The organism is Helicobacter magdeburgensis (assembly GCF_000765825.2).
Classification (GTDB): domain Bacteria; phylum Campylobacterota; class Campylobacteria; order Campylobacterales; family Helicobacteraceae; genus Helicobacter_C; species Helicobacter_C magdeburgensis.
This window is the reverse complement of sequence record NZ_JRPE02000002.1, coordinates 101531-125764: the sequence shown is the minus strand read 5'-3', so window position 1 is coordinate 125764 and position 24234 is coordinate 101531. Positions and strand designations below refer to the sequence as shown.

Sequence of the window (24234 nt, the reverse complement as noted above, 5' to 3'; positions counted from 1 at the left end):
GTCAATGTTAGTAAATTTGGATAATGTAGTCTTGGAAGGCGAAGAAGATTTTGCGGCTATGCTTGAGGCAAGTGAGCGTAGGGTTGTAAGTGGAGCAATGCAGACAGGCGAGATTGTAGCGATAAATGATGAATATGCTATGGTGGCTGTGCCGAATGAAAAGATAGAGGCTTCACTGCGACTAAGCGAGATTCAAGATGAGAATGGGAAACTGCTTTTTAACAAGGGCGATAAGATTGAGGTATTTGTAACTTCTGGGCGAGGCAGACCAAGTGCGTCTTATAAAAAGGCGTTGAAAATGCACAAGATTGTAGAGAAAATCGCGGAATTAGCAGATGATTATAAGGATAAAGTCATTGAAGCAAAAGTCATCAAGAAAAATAAGGGTGGCTTTATTTTGGAATATGATGGCGTAGATGTGTTTATGCCACGCCGAGATTCTGCTGTGCGTGAAGATGATAAGGCTATTGGTAAAACTTACAAAGTAGCGATTGTGAATCTTGATAGAGAGAATAATTCTATTGTAGTCTCACGCAAGAGATTTTTTGAGCTTGATGATGTGAATCGTCAAAATATGAGTAGCAAGCTCCTTGAAAATGATGGTGTGCAAAATGGTGTAGTGGCTAAGATTGCTCCTTTTGGTATTTTTGTTGATATTGGTGGGATTGAGGGATTGGTGCATTACACAGAGCTTAGCCATAAGGGACCCGTGAATCCGGTAAAGAACTTCAAAGAGGGTGATGCTGTTGTTGTCAAAGTGCTAGGCTATGATGAGAAAAAACGCAGACTTTCACTCTCTATGAAAGCCCTAGGTGATGACCCTTGGAAAGAGATAGAAAAAGAGCTTGAAGTAGGCTATGCGATTAAGGTGAGTGTAAGTAATATTGAAGCGTATGGGGCATTTGTGGATTTAGGAAATGATATTGAAGGATTCTTGCATATCTCTGAAATTTCTTGGGATAAGAATATCAAGCACCCTTCGCAATATTTGAGCGTGGGACAAGAGATTGATGTTGAGATTATTGAGATTGACACAGAGAGTAAAAGACTGCGTGTGTCATTGAAACGGCTGCTTGATAAGCCTTTTGCTAAGTTTGCTAAAACGCATCAAGTGGGCGAGATTATCAAGGGTAAAATCGCTACGCTAACTGATTTTGGGGCTTTTGTAAAGCTTGATGGCGTTGATGGATTATTGCATAATGAAGATGCGTTTTGGGATAAAGAGTTAAAATGTAAGAATGAATTTAAAGTTGGCGATGAGATTGAGGTAAAAATCATTAAGATTGATAAGGAAAATGAGCGTATCTCTCTGTCTAAAAAACTTTTAGATCATTCTCCGGCTAAAGAGTTTGCAAAAACGCATAAGGTTGATGATGTTGTAAATGCAAAAGTCATTGATGTGAAAGATTTTGGCGTGTTTGTGAAGATTGATGAGATGGAAGCCCTTATCCGCAATGATGATATTTATCCGCTTAAAAAAGATGAGATTGTTTCAGGGCAAAAGATAGAGTGTGTTATCACTCACATTGACGAAGAGAATAACAAAGTGAGAGCGTCTATCAAGCGACTTGAGCGACAAAAAGAAAAGGAAACACTCAAAGCTTTTAATGCTGAAGAGAAAATTACACTTGGCGATAAGCTTAAAAATCGCCTTTAGGAGATAAATAGGCAATGAAAAAGCTAGCATTTATTGCAGGGCTTTTAGCGGTTTTGAGTGGGGCGATTTATGGTGTGTTGTATTTTGATAAAATCTCTGTCGCCCCAAACCCCCAAGCTCAACCTATTGAGTTTCCAAAGACTAACACAAATGAACTAAAGCAAGATGAAAGTTGGCTTGGCTCATTAACTGATAGTGATGAATTACCTTATGCGTATCCAGCTACGGAGCTAAGTGTCCGCTTTGATTTTGCAGATGCAGATTCTAAACGCGGTATGCCTTCTTCAATTAGCATTAATGATTTAGATGAGTATAAGTTTGCTTGTGTGAAGCAGGTGTTACGACAAAACAATATAGAATCTGCCTATTATAAGTCAGGAGATAACCTTAAGCTTATGGTATTTTTGACAGATGAGGCTATGTATGAAAAGCTTTTGACGGATTTAAAATATTATCGTCTTAGTTTCAGTGTGCAGTAATCAAAACAAAAGGAGTGTGTTATGAAGTATAAAATCATTGTGTGCGATCATATTCATCAAAGTGGGCTTGATTTGCTTTTGGCTCAAAATGATGTTGAAATGGAGAATCTCGCTTCTATTCCAAAAGATGAGTTACTTGGTAGAATAGCAAGTGCTGATGTTGTGATTACGCGAAGCTCAACAGATGTTGATGAGAAGTTTTTAGAATCTTCTGGGCAGATACGGGCAGTCGTGCGTGCTGGAGTGGGTGTGGATAATGTGGATATTGATGGCTGCTCACGCAAGGGCATTGTTGTGATGAATGTGCCTACGGCAAATACCATTGCAGCAGTAGAACTTACAATGGCACATTTGATTAATGCAGTGCGTAACTTCCCCGGAGCAAACACGCAGCTTAAAAATGAAAGAAAATGGAAGCGTGAAGATTGGTATGGTATTGAGCTAAAGGGTAAAAAGCTAGGAATCATCGGCTTTGGGAATATCGGTAGTCGCGTAGGCATTAGGGCAAAGGCTTTTGAAATGGAGGTGTTGGCGTATGATCCTTATATTTTGCCATCAAAAGCTACGGATTTAGGTGTCAATTACACGACAAATTTTGAAGAGATTCTCTCCTGTGATATTATCACAATCCACACACCCAAAAATGCTGAAACAAAAAATATGATTACCTCTAAGCAAATTGAAAAAATGAAAGATGGCGTGATTTTAATAAATTGCGCTAGGGGTGGGCTGTATAATGAGAAGGATTTGTATGCGGGATTAGAATCTGGCAAGATTAAATGGGCTGGGATTGATGTATTTGATAAAGAACCGGCTATTGATAATGCTTTGCTTAATCTGCCAAATGTGTATGTAACGCCACATATCGGGGCTAATACTTTAGAATCCCAAGAGCAAATCGCCATTCAAGCCGCACAAGCTGCCATTGAAGCGGCAAGAGGCTCAAGCTATCCAAATGCACTCAATCTCCCGGTTAAAGAAAATGAGCTGCCAAAAATGGTAAAGCCCTACCTTGAGCTTATGCAAAAGCTTGGATTCTTAGCCGTGCAGGCAAATAAGGGCGTGATTACTTCCATTGCCATAGAGGCACAAGGCGAGATAAGTGAATATGCAGATTCACTGCAAACCTTTGGGCTTGTGGGGGCTTTAAATGCAAGTTTGGGCGATAAGATAAACTATGTCAATGCTCCATTTGTGGCTAAAGAGCGGGGTATTGAGCTAAAGACAATTTGTAAAAAGCAAAGTGAGACTTATAAAAATCACATTTCTATCACGCTTAGCACACAAAATGAGAGTATTAGCTTAAGCGGGGCGGTATTTGAAGATAGGCATTTGCGTATTACTTCTATTAACCAATTTCAGTTTGACATTGAGCCAAAGGGCAAGATGATATTTTTCAAAAATACCGATGTGCCGGGCGTTGTGGGGCTTGTTGGAAGTATTTTGGGGAATTATAAGGTCAATATTGCCGATTTTCGCCTTGCTAGGCAAAATAAAGAGGCAATGGCGGTTATTCTTGTGGATTCAGATGTGCCAAATGAGGCAATTAATGAGCTTGAAGCAATTCCTGCGTGTCTTGGTGTAAAGATTGTAAATGTATAGAATCTAAGGATAATCTTTGAAAAATGATTATATTCACATCACAGGGGCAAGGGAGAATAATCTTAAAAACATCAATTTGAGTATCCCTAAAAATCAGCTTGTTGTTTTTACCGGACTTTCAGGCTCTGGCAAATCAACTCTAGCATTTGACACACTCTATGCTGAAGGGCAAAGGCGATATATAGAATCGCTTTCAAGCTATGCACGGCAGTTTTTGGATAAGGTGGGGAAGCCAAATGTTGATAAGATTGAAGGGCTAACCCCTGCTATTGCCATTGATCAAAAAACCACAAGCAAAAATCCACGCTCCACGGTTGGCACGATTACAGAGATTTATGACTATTTGCGTTTGCTGTATGCGAGGGTTGGGATTCAGCATTGTCATTTATGTGGTGAATCTATTTCGCAAATGAGTCAAACGGATATTATTGAGCAGATTCTCTCTTTGCCTAAAGATTCAAAACTCATACTTTTAGCCCCCATTGTGAAAGAGAAAAAGGGTAGTTTTGCTGACAAAATAGAATCTTTGCGTCAAAAGGGCTATGTGCGTGCAATGGTAGATGGTGTGATGGTGCGACTTGATGAGGAATTTGAACTTGCTAAGCATAAAAAGCATACGATTAAGGTTGTGATAGATAGAGTGGTCAATACAGATGAGAATAGAGCGCGTATCGCACAAGGTGTGGAAAAGGCGTTAAAAGAATCTTATGGCGAGATAGAAGTAGAGCTTGTGAGTGAGAAAAAAATCTTGCATTATTCAGAGCATTTTGCGTGTTTTAAATGTAAAGTGAGTTTTGAAGAGCTAGAGCCACTTGGTTTTTCCTTTAACTCACCAAAGGGTGCGTGTGAAGACTGCTCTGGGCTTGGAGCAAAATATGCTATTGATATTAAAAAGATTTTAGATAAATCTCAGCCGCTGAATAAGGGTGGGATAAAAATCATTTTTGGCTTTAATCGCAACTATTATGCCGAGCTTTTTTATGCTCTGTGTAAGAGTGCTAAGATTAATCCAGATTCAAGTTTTGAAGAGCTAAGTAGCACACAACAAAGCATACTCCTTTATGGGCGAGAAGAGGAAGTGGAAATCACTTGGCGTTCAAGTAAATTAAAGCGTCCGTGGAAGGGGATTTTGCAAATTGCGTATGATATGTTTAAAGATGATAAAGAGTTAGGCGATTACACAACAGAAAAGGTATGTCAAAAATGTAATGGACATCGCTTGAAGCCTGAATCTTTAAGCGTGAAAGTTGCAGGGCTTGGTATAGGGGATATTATCAGTCTGCCTATTGAAAAGGTGTATGAGTTTTTTAATGATAGCTCACATTTTGCCTATCTAGATTCTCAAAAAAGCTTCATCGCAGAGCCTATTTTAAAAGAAATAAGAGAAAGGCTGTTTTTTCTCTATGATGTGGGGCTAGGCTATTTGAGTTTGGGGCGTGATGCAAGAAGTATTAGCGGTGGAGAATCTCAACGCATTCGCATCGCTAGTCAAATCGGCAGTGGGCTTACAGGCGTGATGTATGTGCTTGATGAGCCTAGCATTGGACTGCACGAGCGAGACACCTTGCGGCTTATTAAAACCTTGCGGAGTTTGCAGGAAAAGGGCAATAGTGTTATTGTGGTAGAACACGACAAAGAGACGATTTTAAATGCAGATTATATTGTAGATATTGGACCAGAAGCGGGACTGCGTGGAGGGGAGGTTGTCTTTAGCGGTGATGTTAAGGCGTTATTAGAATCTCACACGCTGACAGCGGAGTATGTTAAAGGAGAGCGGATTATTGAGTATCCGCATAAACGCACAATTAAACATTGGCTTAGTATCAAAAATGTCAGCATTAATAATATTCACTCGCTTAGCACCAAGATTCCATTATCGCAGTTTGTATGCGTAACGGGGGTGAGTGGGAGTGGTAAAAGCTCTCTTATTTTACAAACGCTTCTGCCTGTGGCTCAAGAGCTTTTAAACAATGCTAAAAAGGTGCAAAAATGCGATGGCGTTGAGATTGTGGGCTTAGAGCATTTGGACAAAGTCATTTATTTAGATCAAAGCCCTATTGGACGCACTCCACGAAGCAATCCAGCCACTTATACGCATCTTATGGACGATATACGCTCTTTGTTTGCTGAGGTTAAAGAATCTAAGATTCGCGGCTATGGAGCAGGGCGATTTAGCTTTAATGTCAAAGGTGGGCGATGTGAGAAATGCCAAGGGGAAGGGGAGATTAAGATTGAAATGCACTTTTTGCCAGACATTATGGTGAAATGTGATATGTGCCAAGGGGCGAAATACAATCCCCAAACGCTTGAGATTACCTATAAGGGCAAGAATATTGCTGATGTGCTAAGTATGAGCGTTGAATCTGCGTTGGATTTTTTTGCTAAAGTGCCAAAGATTGCTTCGCGTTTGCAAACCCTGCAAGATGTGGGGCTAGGCTATATTACATTGGGGCAAAATGCCATCACTTTAAGTGGCGGGGAAGCTCAAAGGATAAAACTTGCAAAAGAGCTTAGCCGTAAGGACACAGGCAAGACGCTCTATGTGCTTGATGAACCAACCACGGGACTACATTTTGCCGATGTGGATAGGCTCACAAAGGTGCTGCATCATTTGGTGGATTTGGGCAATTCTGTTATTGTTATTGAACATAATTTGGATATGATTAAGAATGCGGATTATATCCTTGATATTGGTCCAGAAGGTGGAGCGAGTGGTGGAAAAGTCGTGGATAGTGGCTCTGTGGAGCAGATTGTCAAAAATCATTCAAAAAGCGGAAGTTATACGGGTAAATATCTAGCCTTGGAATTAGAACGCGATAAAAAACATAAAAACGCAAAAAAACAAAAGGAGTAAAAATGAAATTTGATGTAATATTTGGCGGTGTGAGCTTTGAACACGAGATTAGCATTGTAAGTGCGGTGGCGATAAAAAAGGTGCTGGGCGATAAAATTTCAAATTTTATTTTTTTAGATTCTTCGCATAGATTCTATCTTATCCCTGCAACGCTAATGAAGTCTAAAACTTTTAGTTCAGGGGAGTATAAAAAATGCACAGAGATTTTTTTGCAAAGGGGTTCATTTGTGAAAAAATCTCTTTTTGGTTTCAAGGCGATTATCCCAAATACGCTTATTAGCCTGATACACGGAGCAGATGGGGAAGATGGCAGTATAAGTGCGTTGCTTGATTTTTATCATATTCCTTTTATTGGTCCGCGTATAGAATCTAGTGTGATGAGTTTCAACAAGGCTTTGACAAAGATTTACACACAATCAAGGGGTGTGAAAGTGTTAGATTATGAGATTCTCACTCGCAATAGCCCTAATCCCACTTTGCCCTATCCTTTGATTTTAAAGCCATCTCGCCTTGGAAGCTCCATAGGTGTGAGCGTGGTAAATAAAGAAGATGAGCTAGAATATGCTAAAGACTTAGCATTTGAGTATGATGATAGCATTGTGGTGGAGTGCTTTAAAAGTGGTGTGAAAGAATACAACTTAGCTGGGTGCAAGATAGGTGATGAGTTTAGATTCTCTATTGTAGAAGAGCCAAGTAAAAAAGAAATGCTAGATTTTGAAAATAAATATTTGGACTTTTCTCGCACGGCACAGGTTTTGAAAGCTGATATTAGCCAAGAGCTTGAAAAGCAGATTCAGCAAAATTTTGCCAAACTTTATGAAAATGCTTTTGAGGGAGCGTTGATCCGTTGCGATTTTTTTGTGATTGATAATGAAGTGTATTTGAATGAGATTAATCCTATTCCTGGGTCTATGGCGAATTATTTATTTGAAGATTTTGCATTGGTGCTTGAATCTTTAGCTCATAATTTGCCAAAAAAACATTCTATCAAGGTAAGCTATAAATATATTGAACGCATTCATCACGCAAAAGGAAAGTAATCTATGGCACAAAGGCGGATAGAGTATCAAGGGAATATCTTTGATATAAGTTATGAGATTCTAAAGCCGGATTTGGAATCTCAATCTTTAGAATCTCAAGATTCACCGCCTATTATGCTATTTTTACACGGCTGGGGGAGCAACAAGGATTTGATGAAAATCGCCTTTGGCAAGTGTTTTAGGGAGTTTTGTCATATTTATGTAGATATGCCCGGCTTTGGCAATAGCCCTAATGAGAAGCCTTTACATACGCAGGATTATGCCAATATAATACGGAAGTTTATGTGGGAAGTGGCTAAAATAGAAGCGAGTGAATGCGTGATTGTAGGGCATAGCTTTGGGGGTAAGGTAGCGACTTTGTGTCAGCCAAAAGAGATGATTTTACTCTCATCTGCTGGAATCATCGTGCCAAAGCCTTTGAAAGTGCGTTTTAAAATCGCTTTAACTAAGATAATGGGAAAACTAGGGCTTAGGAGTATAGGCAAGGTATTCCGCTCAAGCGATGTAAGTGCGATGAATGAAGGAATGTATCAAACTTTTAAAAATGTCGTTGATGAGGATTTTTCAGGGGAGTTTAGCTCATATGGTGGAGTAGCGAGTATTTTTTGGGGAGAATCTGATAAGGCTACACCGCTTTTTTGTGGAGAGAAAATCGCAGGTTTAATAAAGCAAGGTAGATTTTTTCCAATGCAAGGTGATCACTACTTTTTTTTAAAGCAAGGCTTGGAAGTAGAGCGATTATATAGGAGCAAGTGTGAAACAAAGTAGGCAGTTTTTAGTTTTTGGCAAGGTGCAGGGCGTGGGATTCCGCCGTTTTGTGAAGGCAAAGGTTGATGTAATTAATGAAGAAGAGATGAAAATAAGTGGCTATGTGTGTAACCTTAGCGATGGCAGTGTGCGTGTTGTCGCACAAGGAAGCAAGGAAGATTTACAAAAACTCTATGAGATTTTGAGTGTTGGCACGATTAAAAGTGAAGTGTCGCATATAGAAGTAAGTGATGTTGCTAAAGCAGAATTTGATAGTTTTGAGATTCTAAGATAAGGAGAAAATAATGGATATGCAAATCATTGATACAATAGCACAATGGGCATTTGCACTATGCCTAGCATATTATGGAATGACGAATTTGCAGTGGTATAATTATAGTTTTAAAAGAGTGCTGTTTATGCACCATAAACGCTCTTGGCATTTGTATTATTTTATTCTTCCCTTAGTTGTTTATGTTGGCGGATTTTTTGTGCCTAGCCCTTGGGGTGATTATATCCTTGTGAGTTTGAGCTTGGTGTATTTTATCGCTCTTGTAATTTGGGCTATAAAGCTTGATAAAAGACTTAATTTCACCCCTCGTGTTGTGAAATTTTTTGTGATCTTTTTTATCTTTATGGCTTTAAATGAATCTTTGTGCTATATGCTTGATATTGAGAGTGGATTGCTTGATTTAATGCCACTTATTTTTGCGAGTGTGATTTCAAAAATATATGAAAATGTCTTGCTTAATCGCTATATCGTCCTTGCTAAAGAGAAGCTTGATATTATGTCGCGTCTTATTATCATCGGCGTAACAGGGAGCTACGGCAAAACGAGTATGAAAAACTTTCTCACGCAGATTCTAAAAGAAAAGTATCGTGTGTATGCCACGCCTAGAAGTGTTAATACGCATACGGGCATTGTGGCTGATATTAATAATAACCTTGATTACACCACAGAGATTTACATCGCAGAAGCTGGGGCGCGTTTAAAAGGTGATATTGCTTTGATTAGTGAGTTTATTAATCCGCATTATGCTGTGATTGGTGAAGTAGGCGAACAGCATTTAGAGTATTTTAAAAGTTTAGAAAATATTGTTGAGACGAAATTTGAGCTATTGCAAAGCAAAAGGCTCAAAAAAGCTTTTGTATTTAAAGATAATCTAAAACCGCAGAATCTTGATAATGCCCTTGCTAAAAAAATCACATATTTTCCTGAAAATGTGCGAAATGTAGAGGCAAACCTTGAAGGCACAAGCTTTGAGCTATTCATTAAAAATGAATGGCATCGCTTTGACACAATGGTGCTGGGGCAGTTTAATGTTGTGAATCTAAGTGCGGCGATTTATATGGGGGTTGAGCTTGGGCTTAGGGTGGAGGAGATTCAAAAAGCGGTAAAAAGGATTGAGCCAATCCCGCATAGGTTAAATAAGATTCAAACAAATCAAAAGCTTATTATTGATGATGGGTTTAATGGGAATCTTAAGGGTATGAAGGAAGCTATAAGGCTTTCTTCACTCTATGAAGGACGCAAGATCATCGTAACACCCGGCATTGTGGAATCCACAAAGGAGGCAAATATTGAACTTGCAAAAGCTATTGATGAAGTCTTTGATATTGCGATTATCACGGGAGAGTTGAATGCTAGGACACTTGCTGATAATATTCATAACACGCAAAAAATTATTATTAAAGATAAGTCTATGCTTGAAGATATGCTCAAATCCTGCTCTCAACCGCACGATTTGGTGCTGTTTAGTAATGACGCACCAAGCTATATTTGAGATTCTGTAAGATTTTGCAAGATTCTGTATATAAGGGGTAAAGAATGGATAGAATCTACGCACCTTGGAGGAGTGAATATTTTGGCTCTTGCATTGAGGGGTGCGTGTTTTGCCATATTGCCAATAATCCGCAAGATGATGAGAAAAATCGTGTAATCTATCGTGATGATTTTGTCTTTGGTGTTATGAATCTTTACCCCTACACACCCGGGCATTTTATGCTTTTGCCTTTGTCCCATTGCGATTCCCCAGAGAAATTACCCCTTGAAGTGTGGCTTCATCTACACACACTTTCACATAAGGCGATGTCTGTGCTGTATGAGTATGGCGCACAAGGGGTAAATATGGGGATAAATATCAAAAAAGCAGGTGGAGCTGGAATCCCAGAGCATTTACATATACACTTTGTGCCACGATATGTAGGCGATACAAATTTTATTACAAGTATAGCTGACACTCGCACTTATGGAATGGATTTTGATTCTATCTATCAAAAGATTAAAGTTTTAAGTAAAAAGCATTTGAATCCTGCGGGATAAGCTTGAGATAAATAGAGAGAAAATAAAAGGAGCAAAAATGAGAATCTACTTAGTAATATTAGCCATTATTGTAAGTCTAAGCTATGGGGCAAATGACAGATACAACTATTTGCTTTTTAGCAATGACTACACAGAAGTGCGTAAGGGCATAAATCTTGGGGCTGATGTTGAAGCTAGACTGCGTGGAAGCACACCGCTTTATGATGCGGCAAGGAAAGGGAATCTAGAGATTTTATATCTTTTGATTGAACGCGGAGCTGATGTCAATGCAGTCTCTCACGGCGAGACACCATTGCTTAAGGTTGTGGCTTTGAATAATCTCAAATTTGCTAAAGCATTGATTAGTAAGGGGGCTAAAGTCAAAGTTGCCGATGAGCATTTGGGGAATACGCCCCTGCATTATGCAGTGATGAAAAAGAATCCTGAAATGATAAGCCTTTTGCTTTCTAATGGTGCGGATATGTATGCGGAAAATCACAAGGGCGATACACCTGCGCGTTATATTTTAGCTACTCGCTCTCTGCCTGCTGTGAGTATTAAAAACTCTGATATTACGCTTAATGCTTCTTCATTTAATCTTGGGCAAGGAAGTGTGAATATCAGCATTAACAATACAAGCGATAAGTTTGCTACTATTAATTACATTGCATTGTATATCAATGGAGATTTAATCAGCGAAGCGGAAGTGAGTAAAAAGATTCCACCGCGTTCAAATGCGTCTGTGGGGAGCTTGAAGATTCCAACAGATACTTATGAGAATATCCGCATTAAAAAATCAGGTGTTACGGATATAAAATATGGCTTTGCGGTGGAATATGACCTTGATGGAAAGGGTGATAGTCTATATAAAAAGACAAATACAGAATTGCGGCTGTGGTAGATCTAGCTCTAGAATCTTATTGTAGAATCTCGTGAATCTAAAGCAATAATGTAGCAACAATCTCCCCGCACTCAAAGCACAAAAGCCACGCAAAAATAGCAAATAAAACGCCACAGATTCTATCAATCACATAAAAAGTCTTTGCATTAATGTAACTTCTTGCTATGTTTGCACTCAAAATCACAAAAACAAAAGCGGCAAAAAGCGAACACCACAACGCCACAAGTCCAAGTTTGATATTTTCATCAACAAAAGGTGTAACCAAAAAGATAAAAAACAAAATAGCCTTAGGATTAGAGACATTAAGGATTAAGCCCTGCAAAAAGCCATCTTTTTTGACATTGTGCGTAGAATCTAGCGTGTAGGGCGTGGCATTGAGCATAGCAAAAGCAAGATAGAGCAAATAGCCTCCACCCACAAAGCTAAGGATAAGCTGAATAATGGGCGTATTAAGCCAATGGCTTAGCCCCACATAAATAATCCCTAGATACAAAAACCACCCACTTGCTATGCCAAAAAGCACTTTAAATCCTTGCAAGATTCCATAACGCAAGGTTGTTTTGAGTGTGAGTAAAATATCAGGTCCGGGCGTGATTGCACCAAAAAAGCCCATAAGGCAAAGAAGAACGATTTTTTCTATACTATCCATAACAAACCTTTGGGAAAAGATAAATGGGTTATTATAGTCCTTTTTGCTTAGAAGTAAGCCTATTTTTAGTCAATTTGGGCTAGAATCCTGCCTTTAAAAATCACTTTGTAAAAAATCGTTTTGGAGAGAGAATGGATAGCCTACTAGAAGATAAAAGTGTGGAAGTAAAGATTGATGATTCTATTAAGGAGAGTTATCTTGATTATTCAATGAGTGTTATTGTGGGGCGGGCATTGCCAGATGCTAAAGATGGGTTAAAGCCGGTGCATAGGAGAATCTTATATGCGATGAATGAGTTAAGCCTATCCCCCCGCCGCCCTTATAAGAAAAGTGCGAGAATTGTAGGTGATGTGATTGGTAAATATCACCCGCACGGCGATACAGCCGTATATGATGCACTTGTGCGTATGGCACAGGACTTTTCTATGCGACTTGAGCTTGTAGATGGGCAGGGGAACTTTGGCTCTATTGATGGCGATGGTGCAGCGGCTATGCGTTATACTGAAGCGCGTATGACAAGTGCGAGTGAAGAAATGCTACGCGATATTGATAAGGACACAGTGGAGTTTGTGCCAAACTATGATAATACGCTAAGTGAGCCAGATGTCCTGCCTAGTAGAATCCCAAATTTGCTTGTGAATGGCTCAAGTGGTATTGCTGTGGGTATGGCGACTTCTATCCCACCACACCGCATTGATGAGATTATTGACGCACTCATTTTTGTGATTGATAACAACACGCAAAATGTTGATGATGTGCTTGAACTTGTGCAAGGACCGGATTTTCCAACAGGTGGGATTATCTATGGCAAGGCGGGAATCTTAGAGGCTTACCGCACAGGGCGAGGGAGAATCCGTGTGCGCGCAAAGGTGCATATTGAAAAAACAAAGACAAAAGATGTGATTGTGATTGATGAAGTGCCTTATCAAGTCAATAAAGCCAAGCTTGTGGAGCAAATATCCGAACTTGCTAAAGAAAAGATTATAGAAGGCATTGCAGAAGTGCGAGATGAGAGCGATAGAGAAGGGATACGCGTAGTCATTGAGCTAAAACGCGATGCGATGAGTGAGATTGTGCTTAATCATCTTTTTAAATCCACCACAATGGAAAGCACCTTTGGAATCATACTTCTTGCGATTAATAATAAAGAGCCAAAGATTTTTAATCTCCTTGAGCTATTGCAGATTTTTATTGCTCATCGCAAGACCATTATTATCCGCCGAAGCATTTTTGAGCTTGAAAAGGCTAAGGCTAGAGCGCATATTTTGGAGGGCTTAATCATAGCCCTTGATAATATTGATGAGATTATCCGCATTATTCGTGCGTCAAAAGATACAGAAGAAGCAAAAAATGCGTTAGTAGAGAAGTTTAGCTTAAGTGAGCTACAAGCTAAAGCCATACTTGAAATGCGTTTGCAACGCCTTACAGGGTTAGAGCGAGATAAGATTAATGCTGAATATGCCGAGCTACAAGAACAAATCGCATATTTAGAATCTATCCTTAAAAGTGAAGAAAAGCTAAAAAGTATCGTAAAAGATGAGCTTTTAGAGATAAAAGAAAAGTTTAGCTCCAAACGCAAAACACAGATTGAAGAGGACTATGACAGCATTGATGTAGAGGATTTAATCCCAAATGAAAAAGTTGTGGTAACAATGAGCCATCGCGGCTATGTCAAACGAGTGCTACTTAAAACTTATGAAAAGCAAAATCGTGGTGGTAAAGGTAAGATTAGCGGGAATACGCACGAAGATGACTTTATTGAATCTTTCTTTGTGGCAAATACGCACGATACGATTATGTTTGTTACCAACAAGGGACAGCTCTATTGGCTCAAAGTCTATAAGATTCCAGAAGCGGGGCGCACAGCCATTGGCAAGGCAGTTGTGAATCTTATTAATCTCTCCCCTGATGAAAAGATTATGGCAACTATCACGACAACGGATTTTAATAATGATAAATCACTTGTATTCTTTACTAAAAATGGTATTGTCAAACGCACAAATCTCAAAGAATACAGCAATATCCGCAGCGTTGGGGTGAGAGCGATTAATCTTGATGGGAATGATGAACTAGTAACTGCACATATTGTGGGTTCAAGTGTCAAAGAGCTATTTATCGCTACACAGCAGGGTATGTGTATCCGCTTTGGCGTTGATGAATTGCGAGAGATTGGACGGGTGAGCCGTGGGGTAACGGGTATTAAGTTTAAGGCAAGTGAAGATTGCGTCATCGCGGCAACGACAATCACAAGCGATACAGATAAGCTTTTAACCGTGAGTGAGCAGGGCATTGGTAAGCAAACATTAGCAGGAGAGTATAGGCTACAATCGCGTGCAGGTAAGGGTGTGATTGTAATGAAGCTTACTCCAAAAACGGGCAAACTTGTGAGTGTGGTCAATATCAATGATGAAAATATGGATTTAATGGTGCTGACAAGCTCGGGTAAAATGATACGCGTAGATACCGAAGCCATACGCGAAGCAGGGCGTAATACGAGTGGCGTGAAAATTGTCAATGTTGGCAATGATAAAGTTGCTTACGCCAATGTCTGCCCCAAAGAGCCAAAAGAAGATAATGAAGAAGAGGGATTAACACAAGAAGATTAGTGCGAGAATGGGAGATTCTATGCGTTATAAACTTGTAGCTTGGCTTATGCTTGGGGCTTATGTTTGTGCCTTTGGGGCAAACAAGCTTGATTTACTTCCGTATGATGAGCGATTTGATGGGCTAGAAGTTGAGTTGCTTATTTCATACAAAGTTGTTAGTCAAGATAATCTAGCCCAGCGTGAGCGTTACCGCGTGTCGCAAGTAATGCAAGAAAAGAGCGGGTATCATATCACAAAGGAGTGTGAGATTGATGCGAGTAGATATCTTATAATGGACGATATGCCCTATTTCATTTCATCTGTTTTAAAGCAGGAAAAAGAGCAGGTGCTTGAGTGTTTGTATGGGTATGAAGTGAATGTGCGTGAAAGCACAAAAGGTAGGAATAACGCCATAAGCTCAAAAGTCAGCCTTGAGATAGCTCCAACAAGGATTAGGGCAAAGCTTGTTGATAAAAGCATAGTGATGTATATTTTAGCCAAGGGGGAGAGATGAAAATTGCCATTATAGAAGATGATATTAATTATAGAAAGTCCTTAGAGACAGCCTTTGAAGACTATCCGCAATATGAAATTGTAAGTTTTAAGAATCCAAAAGATGCCCTAAAAAAGCTTGATGATAGTTTTCATCTCGTGATTACTGATATTAATATGCCCCAAATGGACGGACTAAGCTTTTTGCAAGAGCTAAATGGGCGATATGAAGCCATTGTCATCACAGGTAATGCTTCTGTGCAAAATGCGATTAAGTCTATCCGCTTGGGTGTGAAAGATTTTCTTGTTAAAGGTTTTGAGATAGAAGCACTCATTGAAGCCATAGAGCGAAGTCATAAAGTGCATACAATCACGCAAAACCCCACAAAGCCCCAAGATTCTACAAATGCCCACAAATCCCAGAAGCCTACTAAAGATTTTATCTCCACTTCTCCAAAGCTAGAAGAGGCAAAAAATATCGCGTTGAAAGTGGCTAAGACTGATGCAAGTGTGCTGATTTTAGGGCAAAGTGGTGTAGGTAAAGATGTATTTGCAAACTTTATCCATAAAAATTCCTCCCGTGCCAACGCACCATTTATCGCTATCAATATGGCAGCAATCCCCGAGCATTTATTAGAATCTGAGCTTTTTGGCTATGAAAAAGGAGCTTTTACAGACGCCACAAGCCCAAAGCCGGGCATTTTGGAAGATGCTAATGGTGGAAGTGTATTTTTAGATGAGATTGGCGAAATGCCTTTAAGCCTTCAAGCAAAGCTTTTGCGTGTTTTGCAAGAAAAAAGCGTTACACGACTAGGCAGCTCCAAGCCCATTAAAATTGATGTGCGTTTTATCTCCGCGACAAATGCCAACATTCAAGCTAAGATTGCAAAAAATGAGTTTAGGGAGGATTTATTTTTCCGTTTGCAGACTATTCCCTTGCCTGTCCCACCACTCAAAGAGAGAAAGGAGGAGATTTTACCTCTCAGTGAGTGGAAGCTAGAATCTGTCTGTATGCAGTATGGCTTAGGGCAGAAGCGATTTTCCAACGAGGCAAAGGAAGTATTACTTGGCTATGAGTGGTATGGTAATGTGCGAGAGTTGCTTTCAGTCGTGGAGCGAGCGGGGATTTTAAGTGAAAATGATGAGATAAGCCCAAAGGATTTATGTTTAGAATCTCGTAGTCAGGCACTTAGCGGTAACTCACCGCAAAAACAAGGCATAAGTGAGCTAGAAAAACAGCTCATCGCCCAAACGCTTACAGAATCTCACAATGACTTACAAAAAGCAAGTGATATGCTAGGTATGAATATAGAAGTCTTGCGTCATAAAATCGCCCGTTATGGCTTGTGAGCTTGGTTTGCAGGATTCTAGACTTAGATTCTAATGACCCTTTTTATAGTTGTTGCAGTTGGGCTGTAAGTCATACTTTATAAAATCTCCATTATCCGCTTTTAAGAAAGCTTACTTTTGTTTTATCTACGAGATTTATTCATAAAACTTCTTTTTACAATGTCATTGAGTTTTGTATAAACCCAATCCACATAAGTATGGATTTTAAATCTATGCTTATACCACAAGCTTTTTGCATACTCTCTTGACTTTTTAGTTTTGGGGTTTAGAATCTAAAGACCTTTAAATACTACTTAAGATAATTATCACAGCTTGCATTGCAATACATCACAATGAATACACAAGCTATAAAACATAACTTTTAAACCAAAAAAGATAGTTGTTACAAAAAAGGATATGTTAAAAAATATACAAAGATACAATGGGTAAAAGAATATTTTCATTTTTGTAAAGATAGTGTATCATTCCGCCTTAGAAAACAGCAAACAAACAACTTACAACAAATAAGCTCAGGATAAGGATAATGACACAACACACAGAGATGGCTTTGAACGCACAAGAAGCGGAGATTCTGCACGAGTGCGATGAGCTGACCCTTGATTTTACTTCGCTTAATAAAGATTCTATAAGTTTGATACCACCGCAATGTGTGGTTATAGGCTATGGGGATTTATGTGATGCGTTTTTATCTCTTTGTGTAGAAAAAGAGCATTCTTATGTTTTGGAAGTTTCACAGCTTTTGCCACAGGACTTTGTGAGTTTAAAGGGGCATTTGGGAGCATTTAATCTGCGATTTAAAAATGCTCTTGGCGAGATAGAGAGTCTTCAAACCGCACAGGTTGTGTGTTTTGCCCCACTTGATTTGCCTGAATGTAAGGGTGTACATAAGCCAAATATGTATGAGAGTGCCATTCAAATGCTTCAAGCCCTTTTGGGATTCTGTGGGGAGCAGAGCTATGAGAGAAACATTATTTTTAACCCCACGCATTGTCAATTTCAGCTAAGACGCCCTTTAGCAAGTGGGGAAAGTGTGTGTCATAGCTGTGTGGATATATGCCCAACTATTGGTATAACAAGTGATAAAAATGCTAGAATCTTGGAGCTTTCTGCGATTGATTGTATTGCGTGTGGGCGATGTGTGAGTGTCTGCCCCACAGGGAGTGTGCAGCGGCAAGGTGATGGATTAGAGGCTTTTACTTACAAGGCTAGGTTGTATAAAGACTATATTCCGCTTGTGGTGAGAAGAGAAATCTTTGAGAGCAGTGAATTTATAGAAAATTTTAAGATTCTAAAAGAGCAAAATCCCCTTATCCTACCTTTTGTGTTGCAAGTCCCAGATATGCTAAATAGCGTATATTTTTTAACATTATTGCAAGAGAGTGGCTCTTCTATTATTTTGTATGCTCCCCTTGGTGAACACACAAATACTGATAGAGATTCTATCAACGAGATATATAAAAGAATCTTTTCTTCAACAGCCATTATGGAGCTTAGCGAGATAGATGATATATCTACATTAAAGCCCCTGCCACAAAGTCATTATGTCTATACTCCAAGGGAAAATGAGAGTAGTAAGGACATATTTGCAGAAAGAATGCGATTTTGGATAAAGCAAGAGAGCTATGGCAAGGTTAAGATTCAAGGCTTTGGGATTTTAGGCATTAACGCGGAGCAATGCACCTTGTGCCTTAGCTGTGTGGAGGCGTGTAATACAAAGGCATTAGTGAATAATCAAAGTCGTTTTGAGCTTTTGTATAAACCTGCCCTTTGCACGGATTGTGGCTATTGTGTAGCAAGCTGTGCGGAGCAGGTGCTAAGTTTAGAAGAATCTAGCCTAGCATTAGAAGAGAAAAGCTTTGCTTATACGCCTATTGCGAGTGATGAGCCTTTTAGATGTGTGGAGTGTAATAAGGTATTTGCCACACAAAAAAGTATCAATAAGATTAAGCAAATTCTAATGCCAAGCTTTGGCAATGATAGCTTGAAGCTCAAAACTTTAGAATGTTGTACTGATTGTAAAGTGAAAGTGATGTTTGAGGGATAGATATGCCACAGAGTAATGTAGAATCTTTAGCAAAAGCAAGAGCTTTGTATTATGACTTTTTTGCAGGATTATTTTTGTATGAGCTATTAAGTGAGCGTGGCAGTGTGCTTTTAGAGCAGATTAGAATCTTAAAGGAAAATAGCTTAAATGAAAGCGATAAAGTGCATTTTGAGCTTTTGGAAAGTGAGATTATGCATAAAGGCATAAAAGGGATACTTGATGAATATACACGCACTTTTATTTTGCCTTTTGATACTCCTTTGCCTAATACGCCAATGCCTCAAAGAAAAAGGCGAGATTCTAATGAAATGGAATCTAATATGCACTCTCAAAGTGTGGGGCGTGTGATGCTCTATCTCTCACATTATGTTGAAAGCTGTTTAAATGGTAAATCCCTGTTAAAAGCACGAGGATTAACTAAGCAAAGCACCTTTAGACTAAATAGCAAAGAGTGTAAGGAGAGTGAGGAGCATTTAGGATTCTTACTTTTACTTATGCGATATTTATTGCTATCAAATGATGAGAATGATAAAAGCTTAAGCATAGAGGTGGCAAATGAGCTTGTTTTGCCTTTGGGTGAGTATGTAAGCAAAGCATTACAACAAAGGGAAGATTTAAGCTATTATGCGAGTATAGGAGAGTTACTCAAAAGCTTTTTGCAGGTGGAATCTGCTTTGTTGTAGGGGGTAATGCTGTAAGAGTGATGGCGGTAGGCTGATTTGAGCTTTTAGTCTTAAAAGTTCAAATGGGTTTATCCCAAAAGTCAAAAAGCAAAAGGAGGCTCTATGAGTAAAACGCAAGAAGACAATCAATCAAGGCGTAAGTTTTTAAAAACTGCTGGGATTGGTGGGGCTGTGGTTGCGATAGGCTCCCTTAGTTTGAATGGGTGTTCTGGAGAACACAAACAAAAAGAAGTCATCAAGGGTAAAAGCAAAAAGCAAGAGATTCTGTATCGTAGCGATACGCAGTATTGGCAGACATATTTTTCTGTCGCCAAATGACATATAAGGAGTGAAAATGAGCGAAGTGAATGAAAGACGCAATGCGAGACGCTCATTCCTTAAGCTTTCTGCATTGGCTTCTGTGGCTGGTGTGAGTAGTGCTTTTGGGAATGAGGGTGAGCGTGTCATTAGAAAAGCGAGTGAGGCGGAGCTAAAGGAGCGTTATCCTAACGCAAAGCGTGTGAAAACGATATGCACACACTGCTCTGTGGGCTGTGGGATTATCGCTGAAGTGCAAGATGGTGTGTGGGTGCGTCAAGAAGTCGCCCAAGATCACCCCATCTCACTTGGCGGACACTGCTGCAAGGGTGCGGATTTGATTGATAGGGCAAGAAGCGAGACGCGTTTGCGTTATCCACTTGAAAAAGTCAATGGCAAATGGGAACGCACAAACTGGGATAGTGCGATGGATAAAATCGCTTCAAAACTAAGCAAGATTCGTGAAGAAAGCGGACCTGATGCGGTAATGTGGATAGGAAGTGCGAAGCTCTCAAACGAACAAGCTTATTATTTGCGTAAGTTTTCTGCGTTTTTTGGGACAAATAATCTAGATCACTGCAATCGCGTTTGACACTCCCCAACAGTCGCCGGTGTGGCGAATACATTTGGATTTGGTGGAATGTCAAACCATATTGCCGATATGATGTTTTCAAAATATATTTTCATCATCGGTGCAAATCCTGCAGTGAATCACCCTGTATCTATGGTGCATATTTTACGCGCTAAAGAGACTGGAGCGAAAATTGTCGTTGTAGATCCGCATTTTAGTAAGACTGCGGCAAAGGCTGATGAATATCATAGAATCCGCAGTGGGACAGACATCGCCCTTGTGTATGGTATGCTTCATCATATTATTAAAAATGACTTGCACGATAAGAAATTTTTGCAAGAGCGGATTTATGGTTATGAGGAAATCATCAAGGAAGCGATGAAAATGACGCCTGAAGAGGCAAGTAATATTACTGGGATTCCCGCTGATACAATCCGTCATATTGCTGAAGATATGGCAAAGGCAAAGCCTGCAAGTCTCATTTGGAATCAAGGGCTAACACAGCACACGGTTGGCACAAGCAACACGCGGATTATGCCGATTTTACAAATGTTCTTAGGCAATATGGGTAAAAATGGTGGCGGTGTCAATATCTTACGCGGACACGATAATGTGCAGGGAAGTTCAGATATGGCAGCAAACCCTGATGTTTTGCCCGGATATTATGCGTTAAATGAAGCGTCTTGGCGACATTTTGCAAAGCATTGGTATGTTGAATATGAATGGTTGCTCTCACGCTTTAAAGATAAAAAGATGATGGAATCTAGCGGTTATGCACATTCTACTTGGAAGTTTGGTGTGCTAGAACCTGAAAATGCGGCAAATAACGGCGATACGATGTTGCGTGCGTTAGTGGTTATTGGCACAGGTATGACTTCTGTATCTTTGCTTGACTTGCAAAAAAAAGCAATGGATAAGCTAGAGCTTGTAGTGTTTATTGACCCGTATGTCAATGACTTGGCTATTTATAGCGATAGGGATAATGACTTATTCTTACTTCCAGCGGCTAGTCAAATGGAAAGCTCTGGTTCAGTAGCAGCGACAAATAGAAGCTATCAATGGCGTTCTAAGGTTATGGAGCCACTCTTTGAATGCAAAGAAGATCAAGAGATTCTCTTTGAGTTTGCTAAGCGATTTGGATTCTTAGAAGAGTATCAAAGAAGTCTTTATGAGATTGCTAAAAAAGATGGGCGAAGTGAATTTATATGGCCAGAAGATGCGACAACGGAGCTAACGCAAAGTATCCGCAGTATCGGCTTACAAGGTATGAGTCCCAAAAGGCTAAAAGCACACCAAGAAAATTGGCATATGTTTGATAAGGTAACGCTGGAGGGCAAAGGTCCATTTAAGGGCGAATATTATGGATTGCCTTGGCCTTGCTGGAGTGATAAACACCCCGGAACACCGGTATTTTACAATGATAGTATTCCTGTTATGCGTGGTGGTATGGGCTTTAGGGTGAATTGGGGCGATACTTCTCCAGATGGGAAAAGTATGTTTTCAGCTCGCTCATTGCCCGGCTCTAAAATCGCCGGACATCCGCCTGTGAGTGCCGCAAATGCTGAATCTTTGGGCTTAAAATTAAGTGCCGAAGAGAAAAAGGCAGTTGAAGGCAGCACTTATGCTCTTGGCTTTGGTAATAATATTTTAGCCGAAAAAGCACTTGAAGCAGGACTTTGTCCTTATGGTAATGGGCGTGCAAGGGCAGTTGTGTGGAATTGGTATGATAAGATTCCATTGCATCGTGAGCCTATTCACTCTGTGCGTGGGGATTTAGTGGATAAATATCCTAACTTCCCAGATAAGCCAAATCATTTTAGGGCAAATATCAAATACCGCTCACGACAGATTGAAAAAGATTGGGTGAAAGAATTCCCTATTAATATGCTAAGTGGGCGTTTGGTCTCACATATGGGGACAGGGACAGAAACGCGAAGTGCGAAGTATTTAGCTGAAGTGCATAGTGAAATGTTTGTTGAGATTCACCCTGATAAAGCCTTTGAGCTAGGTATCAAAGATGGCGATATGGTGTGGGTGTATGGCACAATGGATACTCGTGCGTTGATTAAGGCAAAACTCTCATATCGCGTTGATGTCAATAGCGTGTGGATACCTCAAAATTTCTCTGGGCTTGATCAAGGTAAGAATCTGCTTGATAAATATCCTGAAGGCACGGCTGCTTATGCTATTGGTGAATCTGCAAATATGATTTCAAGCTATGGATTTGACTATAACACAGCTTGTCCAGAGACAAAATGCGGATTATGCCGCATTGAAAAAGCGTAGGGAGGTAGGCGATGAGTGATACTTTATTGAAAACGGGCTTAAATGATCCCGGACACGCAAGAATCAAGTTTTATTGCGATGATAATCGTTGTATTGATTGCCACGGCTGTGATGTAGCGTGTAAAGAAGCTCACCACTTGCCTGTGGGGATTAATAGAAGACGCGTTGTAACGCTCAATGATGGGATACAAGGTGCGGAAAAATCCATATCTATTGCTTGTATGCATTGTGCTGATGCACCTTGTGCGAAAGTCTGCCCAGTGGATTGCTTTTATATCCGTGCAGATGGAATTGTCTTGCACGATAAGAAAACTTGCATTGGCTGTGGATATTGCTTGTATGCTTGTCCTTTTGGCGCACCACAATTCCCTAAATCTGATGTATTTGGCTCACGCGGCTCAATGGATAAATGCACATTTTGTGCTGGTGGTCCCGAAGAAACAAATAGCGAAGAGGAGTATCGCCTATATGGGCAAAATCGCATTGCTGAAGGCAAAGTCCCTGCGTGTGCGGCGATGTGCTCTACAAAGGCACTTTTAGCAGGTGGAAGCGATGATGTAAGTGCAATTATCCGTGAGCGTGCTTTGAAAAAAGGGCTAGATCCTGCAAGGACACCGCATACTTGGCAAAAAGCCTATGGTGATTAATCCATAAGGAGTGATGAATGAAACATATCTTTATAGCGTTGCTTGGGTGTGTGTTAAGTCTGCTTAATGCGTATGGTGCGGGAGATTCAGTAAGTGTGAGCGAGCCAAAGGGTGCAATTACATTTAAGACAAATACTGATATTTATGGCACGGCACAAATTGAAGCCATTAAAAATTGGGGCTTAGGCACAAACACAGCTGGGGTGATAGAATCTAGCGTTGTTGTAGGCAAGGGTGGGAGTATAGAGCCTCTCACTCACGGCGAAGATATTGGCGGGATTCGTGGCTGGAATGGTTTGGGAGAGCTTTTTACAATTTTGCAAGAGCAGTATTTTGCCCTTATCTTTTTGCTGATTGTGATTTTTGTGCCAATGGCGTTTTATGGGCATTATAAGATTGTTGGGAAGCGACACTATTCACACGATAGCTTTTTGGTTGTTTTTACAAAATACAACATTATCGTGCATTGGTGTGCGGCAGTGCCTTTTGTAATGCTCTGTCTTACAGGGCTTATGATGGTCTTTGGCGATAAGCTTGGTGGCGGTGCGTTGATACGCTTTGCACGAGATGTGCACGGGTTTGCTACTTTATTTTTTGCTGTGTTTGGGACATTGATGTTTTTGATGTGGGCGAAAGATTGTCTGTTTAAATCCTATGATATTAAGTGGATGATGATTCTAGGCGGTTATTTAGATAAGGTTAATCGCGAAGTTCCTGCACATAAATTTAATGCCGGGCAGAAAATGTGGTTTTGGGTGGCTACACTTGGTGGAGGCGTGATGGTTTTCACCGGGGCGGTTATGTTCTTTCAATGCACGGATATTAATACCTTGCGTCTTATGGCGATTTTGCATAATGTGCTTGGTTTTGCTGTCATTGCCCTTTTGATAACGCATATTTATATGGCAGTCTTTGCCATTGAAGGTGCTATGGAATCTATCATCAATGGTAAAATGGGCGAGGAAGAACTCTCTATGCTTCATAGCCTTTATTACAAAGATTTAAAGGCTCAAGGCAAGTTAGATTCTATGCGTTTTAAACATTAAGT

Annotated in this window: 20 protein-coding genes; 19 read left to right on the top strand and 1 reads right to left on the bottom strand. The window is 40.0% G+C overall.

Annotated features, from left to right (window positions below; translation table 11 throughout):
* Nucleotides 1-4 precede the first annotated feature (4 nt).
* Genes LS74_RS01975 through LS74_RS01930 form a run of 10 tightly spaced genes read left to right on the top strand, consistent with a single transcriptional unit; the run spans nt 5 to nt 11582 of the window.
* Nucleotides 5-1657, top strand: a complete 1653-nt coding sequence (locus LS74_RS01975; protein WP_034587801.1) for a 30S ribosomal protein S1 — start codon at nt 5-7, stop codon at nt 1655-1657.
* A 14-nt stretch (nt 1658-1671) separates the two neighbouring features.
* Entirely contained in the window at nt 1672-2136 is a 465-nt protein-coding gene (locus LS74_RS01970) for a hypothetical protein (protein ID WP_034587800.1), read from the top strand.
* A 21-nt stretch (nt 2137-2157) separates the two neighbouring features.
* Nucleotides 2158-3738 carry a phosphoglycerate dehydrogenase gene (gene serA / locus LS74_RS01965; RefSeq protein ID WP_034587798.1) on the top strand — a complete coding sequence of 527 codons (1581 nt, stop codon included), beginning with the start codon at nt 2158-2160 and terminating at the stop codon, nt 3736-3738.
* Nucleotides 3739-3754: 16 nt separating this feature from the next.
* Nucleotides 3755-6592, top strand: coding sequence for an excinuclease ABC subunit UvrA (gene uvrA, locus LS74_RS01960; protein WP_138128730.1), 2838 nt, complete (start codon nt 3755-3757; stop codon nt 6590-6592).
* Between the two features lie 2 nt (nt 6593-6594).
* Nucleotides 6595-7632, top strand: coding sequence for a D-alanine--D-alanine ligase (locus LS74_RS01955; RefSeq protein ID WP_034589290.1), 1038 nt, complete (start codon nt 6595-6597; stop codon nt 7630-7632).
* A 3-nt stretch (nt 7633-7635) separates the two neighbouring features.
* Nucleotides 7636-8400 carry an alpha/beta fold hydrolase gene (locus tag LS74_RS01950; protein WP_138128728.1) on the top strand — a complete coding sequence of 255 codons (765 nt, stop codon included), beginning with the start codon at nt 7636-7638 and terminating at the stop codon, nt 8398-8400.
* Nucleotides 8387-8674 (top strand): acylphosphatase, encoded by a 288-nt coding sequence (locus LS74_RS01945; protein WP_014666936.1) that lies wholly within the window; start codon nt 8387-8389, stop codon nt 8672-8674. The genes LS74_RS01950 and LS74_RS01945 overlap by 14 nt, the downstream gene beginning before the upstream one ends.
* Nucleotides 8675-8684: 10 nt before the next feature.
* Nucleotides 8685-10163 carry a Mur ligase family protein gene (locus LS74_RS01940; RefSeq protein ID WP_034588667.1) on the top strand — a complete coding sequence of 493 codons (1479 nt, stop codon included), beginning with the start codon at nt 8685-8687 and terminating at the stop codon, nt 10161-10163.
* A 44-nt stretch (nt 10164-10207) separates the two neighbouring features.
* Entirely contained in the window at nt 10208-10702 is a 495-nt protein-coding gene (locus tag LS74_RS01935; RefSeq protein WP_034588665.1) for an HIT family protein, read from the top strand.
* 37 nt (nt 10703-10739) lie between these two features.
* Complete coding sequence (locus LS74_RS01930) at nt 10740-11582, top strand: ankyrin repeat domain-containing protein (RefSeq protein WP_034588663.1); 843 nt, start codon at nt 10740-10742, stop codon at nt 11580-11582.
* A 37-nt stretch (nt 11583-11619) separates the two neighbouring features.
* Here LS74_RS01930 and LS74_RS01925 read toward each other — a convergent pair whose 3' ends face one another.
* Nucleotides 11620-12231, bottom strand: coding sequence for a LysE family translocator (locus LS74_RS01925; protein WP_002956348.1), 612 nt, complete (start codon nt 12229-12231; stop codon nt 11620-11622).
* 131 nt (nt 12232-12362) lie between these two features.
* On the opposite strand from LS74_RS01925, the gene gyrA reads away from it, so the two are divergent.
* The 9 genes from gyrA to LS74_RS01880 all read left to right on the top strand — a co-directional run bounded on the left by gyrA (nt 12363) and on the right by LS74_RS01880 (nt 24232).
* The gene (gene gyrA, locus LS74_RS01920; RefSeq protein WP_138128726.1) at nt 12363-14837 is read left to right on the top strand and encodes a DNA topoisomerase (ATP-hydrolyzing) subunit A; all 2475 of its coding nucleotides are present in this window, start codon (nt 12363-12365) and stop codon (nt 14835-14837) included.
* 19 nt (nt 14838-14856) lie between these two features.
* Nucleotides 14857-15330: a hypothetical protein gene (locus LS74_RS01915; protein ID WP_034586607.1), complete on the top strand. Its 474-nt coding sequence runs from the start codon at nt 14857-14859 to the stop codon at nt 15328-15330.
* On the top strand, nt 15327-16658 hold the full coding sequence (locus LS74_RS01910) for a sigma-54-dependent transcriptional regulator (RefSeq protein WP_034586604.1): 1332 nt from the start codon (nt 15327-15329) through the stop codon (nt 16656-16658). Before LS74_RS01915 ends, LS74_RS01910 begins: the two co-directional genes overlap by 4 nt.
* Before the next feature lie 523 nt (nt 16659-17181).
* Nucleotides 17182-18702, top strand: coding sequence for a 4Fe-4S dicluster domain-containing protein (locus LS74_RS01905; RefSeq protein WP_034586601.1), 1521 nt, complete (start codon nt 17182-17184; stop codon nt 18700-18702).
* A gap of 2 nt (nt 18703-18704) precedes the next feature.
* Nucleotides 18705-19385: a molecular chaperone TorD family protein gene (locus LS74_RS01900; RefSeq protein ID WP_034586598.1), complete on the top strand. Its 681-nt coding sequence runs from the start codon at nt 18705-18707 to the stop codon at nt 19383-19385.
* 102 nt (nt 19386-19487) lie between these two features.
* Nucleotides 19488-19703: a twin-arginine translocation signal domain-containing protein gene (locus LS74_RS01895; RefSeq protein ID WP_034586595.1), complete on the top strand. Its 216-nt coding sequence runs from the start codon at nt 19488-19490 to the stop codon at nt 19701-19703.
* 16 nt (nt 19704-19719) lie between these two features.
* Nucleotides 19720-22539: a molybdopterin-dependent oxidoreductase gene (locus LS74_RS01890; protein ID WP_084584237.1), complete on the top strand. Its 2820-nt coding sequence runs from the start codon at nt 19720-19722 to the stop codon at nt 22537-22539.
* Nucleotides 22540-22550: 11 nt separating this feature from the next.
* Nucleotides 22551-23186 (top strand): formate dehydrogenase FDH3 subunit beta, encoded by a 636-nt coding sequence (gene fdh3B, locus LS74_RS01885; protein WP_034586590.1) that lies wholly within the window; start codon nt 22551-22553, stop codon nt 23184-23186.
* Nucleotides 23187-23203: 17 nt separating this feature from the next.
* A complete protein-coding gene (locus LS74_RS01880) occupies nt 23204-24232 on the top strand; it encodes a formate dehydrogenase subunit gamma (RefSeq protein ID WP_034586588.1) in 1029 nt (342 codons plus the stop codon).
* Nucleotides 24233-24234 lie beyond the last annotated feature (2 nt).

Excerpts from the sequence above, each read along its gene's own strand:
- LS74_RS01975 (WP_034587801.1), top strand. The coding sequence starts at position 5 with ATGTTAGTAAATTTGGATAATGTAGTCTTGGAAGGCGAAGAAGATTTT.
- LS74_RS01970 (WP_034587800.1), top strand. The coding sequence starts at position 1,672 with ATGAAAAAGCTAGCATTTATTGCAGGGCTTTTAGCGGTTTTGAGTGGG.
- serA (WP_034587798.1), top strand. The coding sequence starts at position 2,158 with ATGAAGTATAAAATCATTGTGTGCGATCATATTCATCAAAGTGGGCTT.
- LS74_RS01955 (WP_034589290.1), top strand. The coding sequence starts at position 6,595 with ATGAAATTTGATGTAATATTTGGCGGTGTGAGCTTTGAACACGAGATT.
- LS74_RS01950 (WP_138128728.1), top strand. The coding sequence starts at position 7,636 with ATGGCACAAAGGCGGATAGAGTATCAAGGGAATATCTTTGATATAAGT.
- LS74_RS01940 (WP_034588667.1), top strand. The coding sequence starts at position 8,685 with ATGGATATGCAAATCATTGATACAATAGCACAATGGGCATTTGCACTA.
- LS74_RS01935 (WP_034588665.1), top strand. The coding sequence starts at position 10,208 with ATGGATAGAATCTACGCACCTTGGAGGAGTGAATATTTTGGCTCTTGC.
- LS74_RS01930 (WP_034588663.1), top strand. The coding sequence starts at position 10,740 with ATGAGAATCTACTTAGTAATATTAGCCATTATTGTAAGTCTAAGCTAT.
- LS74_RS01925 (WP_002956348.1), bottom strand. The coding sequence starts at position 12,231 with ATGGATAGTATAGAAAAAATCGTTCTTCTTTGCCTTATGGGCTTTTTT.
- gyrA (WP_138128726.1), top strand. The coding sequence starts at position 12,363 with ATGGATAGCCTACTAGAAGATAAAAGTGTGGAAGTAAAGATTGATGAT.
- LS74_RS01915 (WP_034586607.1), top strand. The coding sequence starts at position 14,857 with ATGCGTTATAAACTTGTAGCTTGGCTTATGCTTGGGGCTTATGTTTGT.
- LS74_RS01910 (WP_034586604.1), top strand. The coding sequence starts at position 15,327 with ATGAAAATTGCCATTATAGAAGATGATATTAATTATAGAAAGTCCTTA.
- LS74_RS01905 (WP_034586601.1), top strand. The coding sequence starts at position 17,182 with ATGACACAACACACAGAGATGGCTTTGAACGCACAAGAAGCGGAGATT.
- LS74_RS01900 (WP_034586598.1), top strand. The coding sequence starts at position 18,705 with ATGCCACAGAGTAATGTAGAATCTTTAGCAAAAGCAAGAGCTTTGTAT.
- LS74_RS01895 (WP_034586595.1), top strand. The coding sequence starts at position 19,488 with ATGAGTAAAACGCAAGAAGACAATCAATCAAGGCGTAAGTTTTTAAAA.
- fdh3B (WP_034586590.1), top strand. The coding sequence starts at position 22,551 with ATGAGTGATACTTTATTGAAAACGGGCTTAAATGATCCCGGACACGCA.
- LS74_RS01880 (WP_034586588.1), top strand. The coding sequence starts at position 23,204 with ATGAAACATATCTTTATAGCGTTGCTTGGGTGTGTGTTAAGTCTGCTT.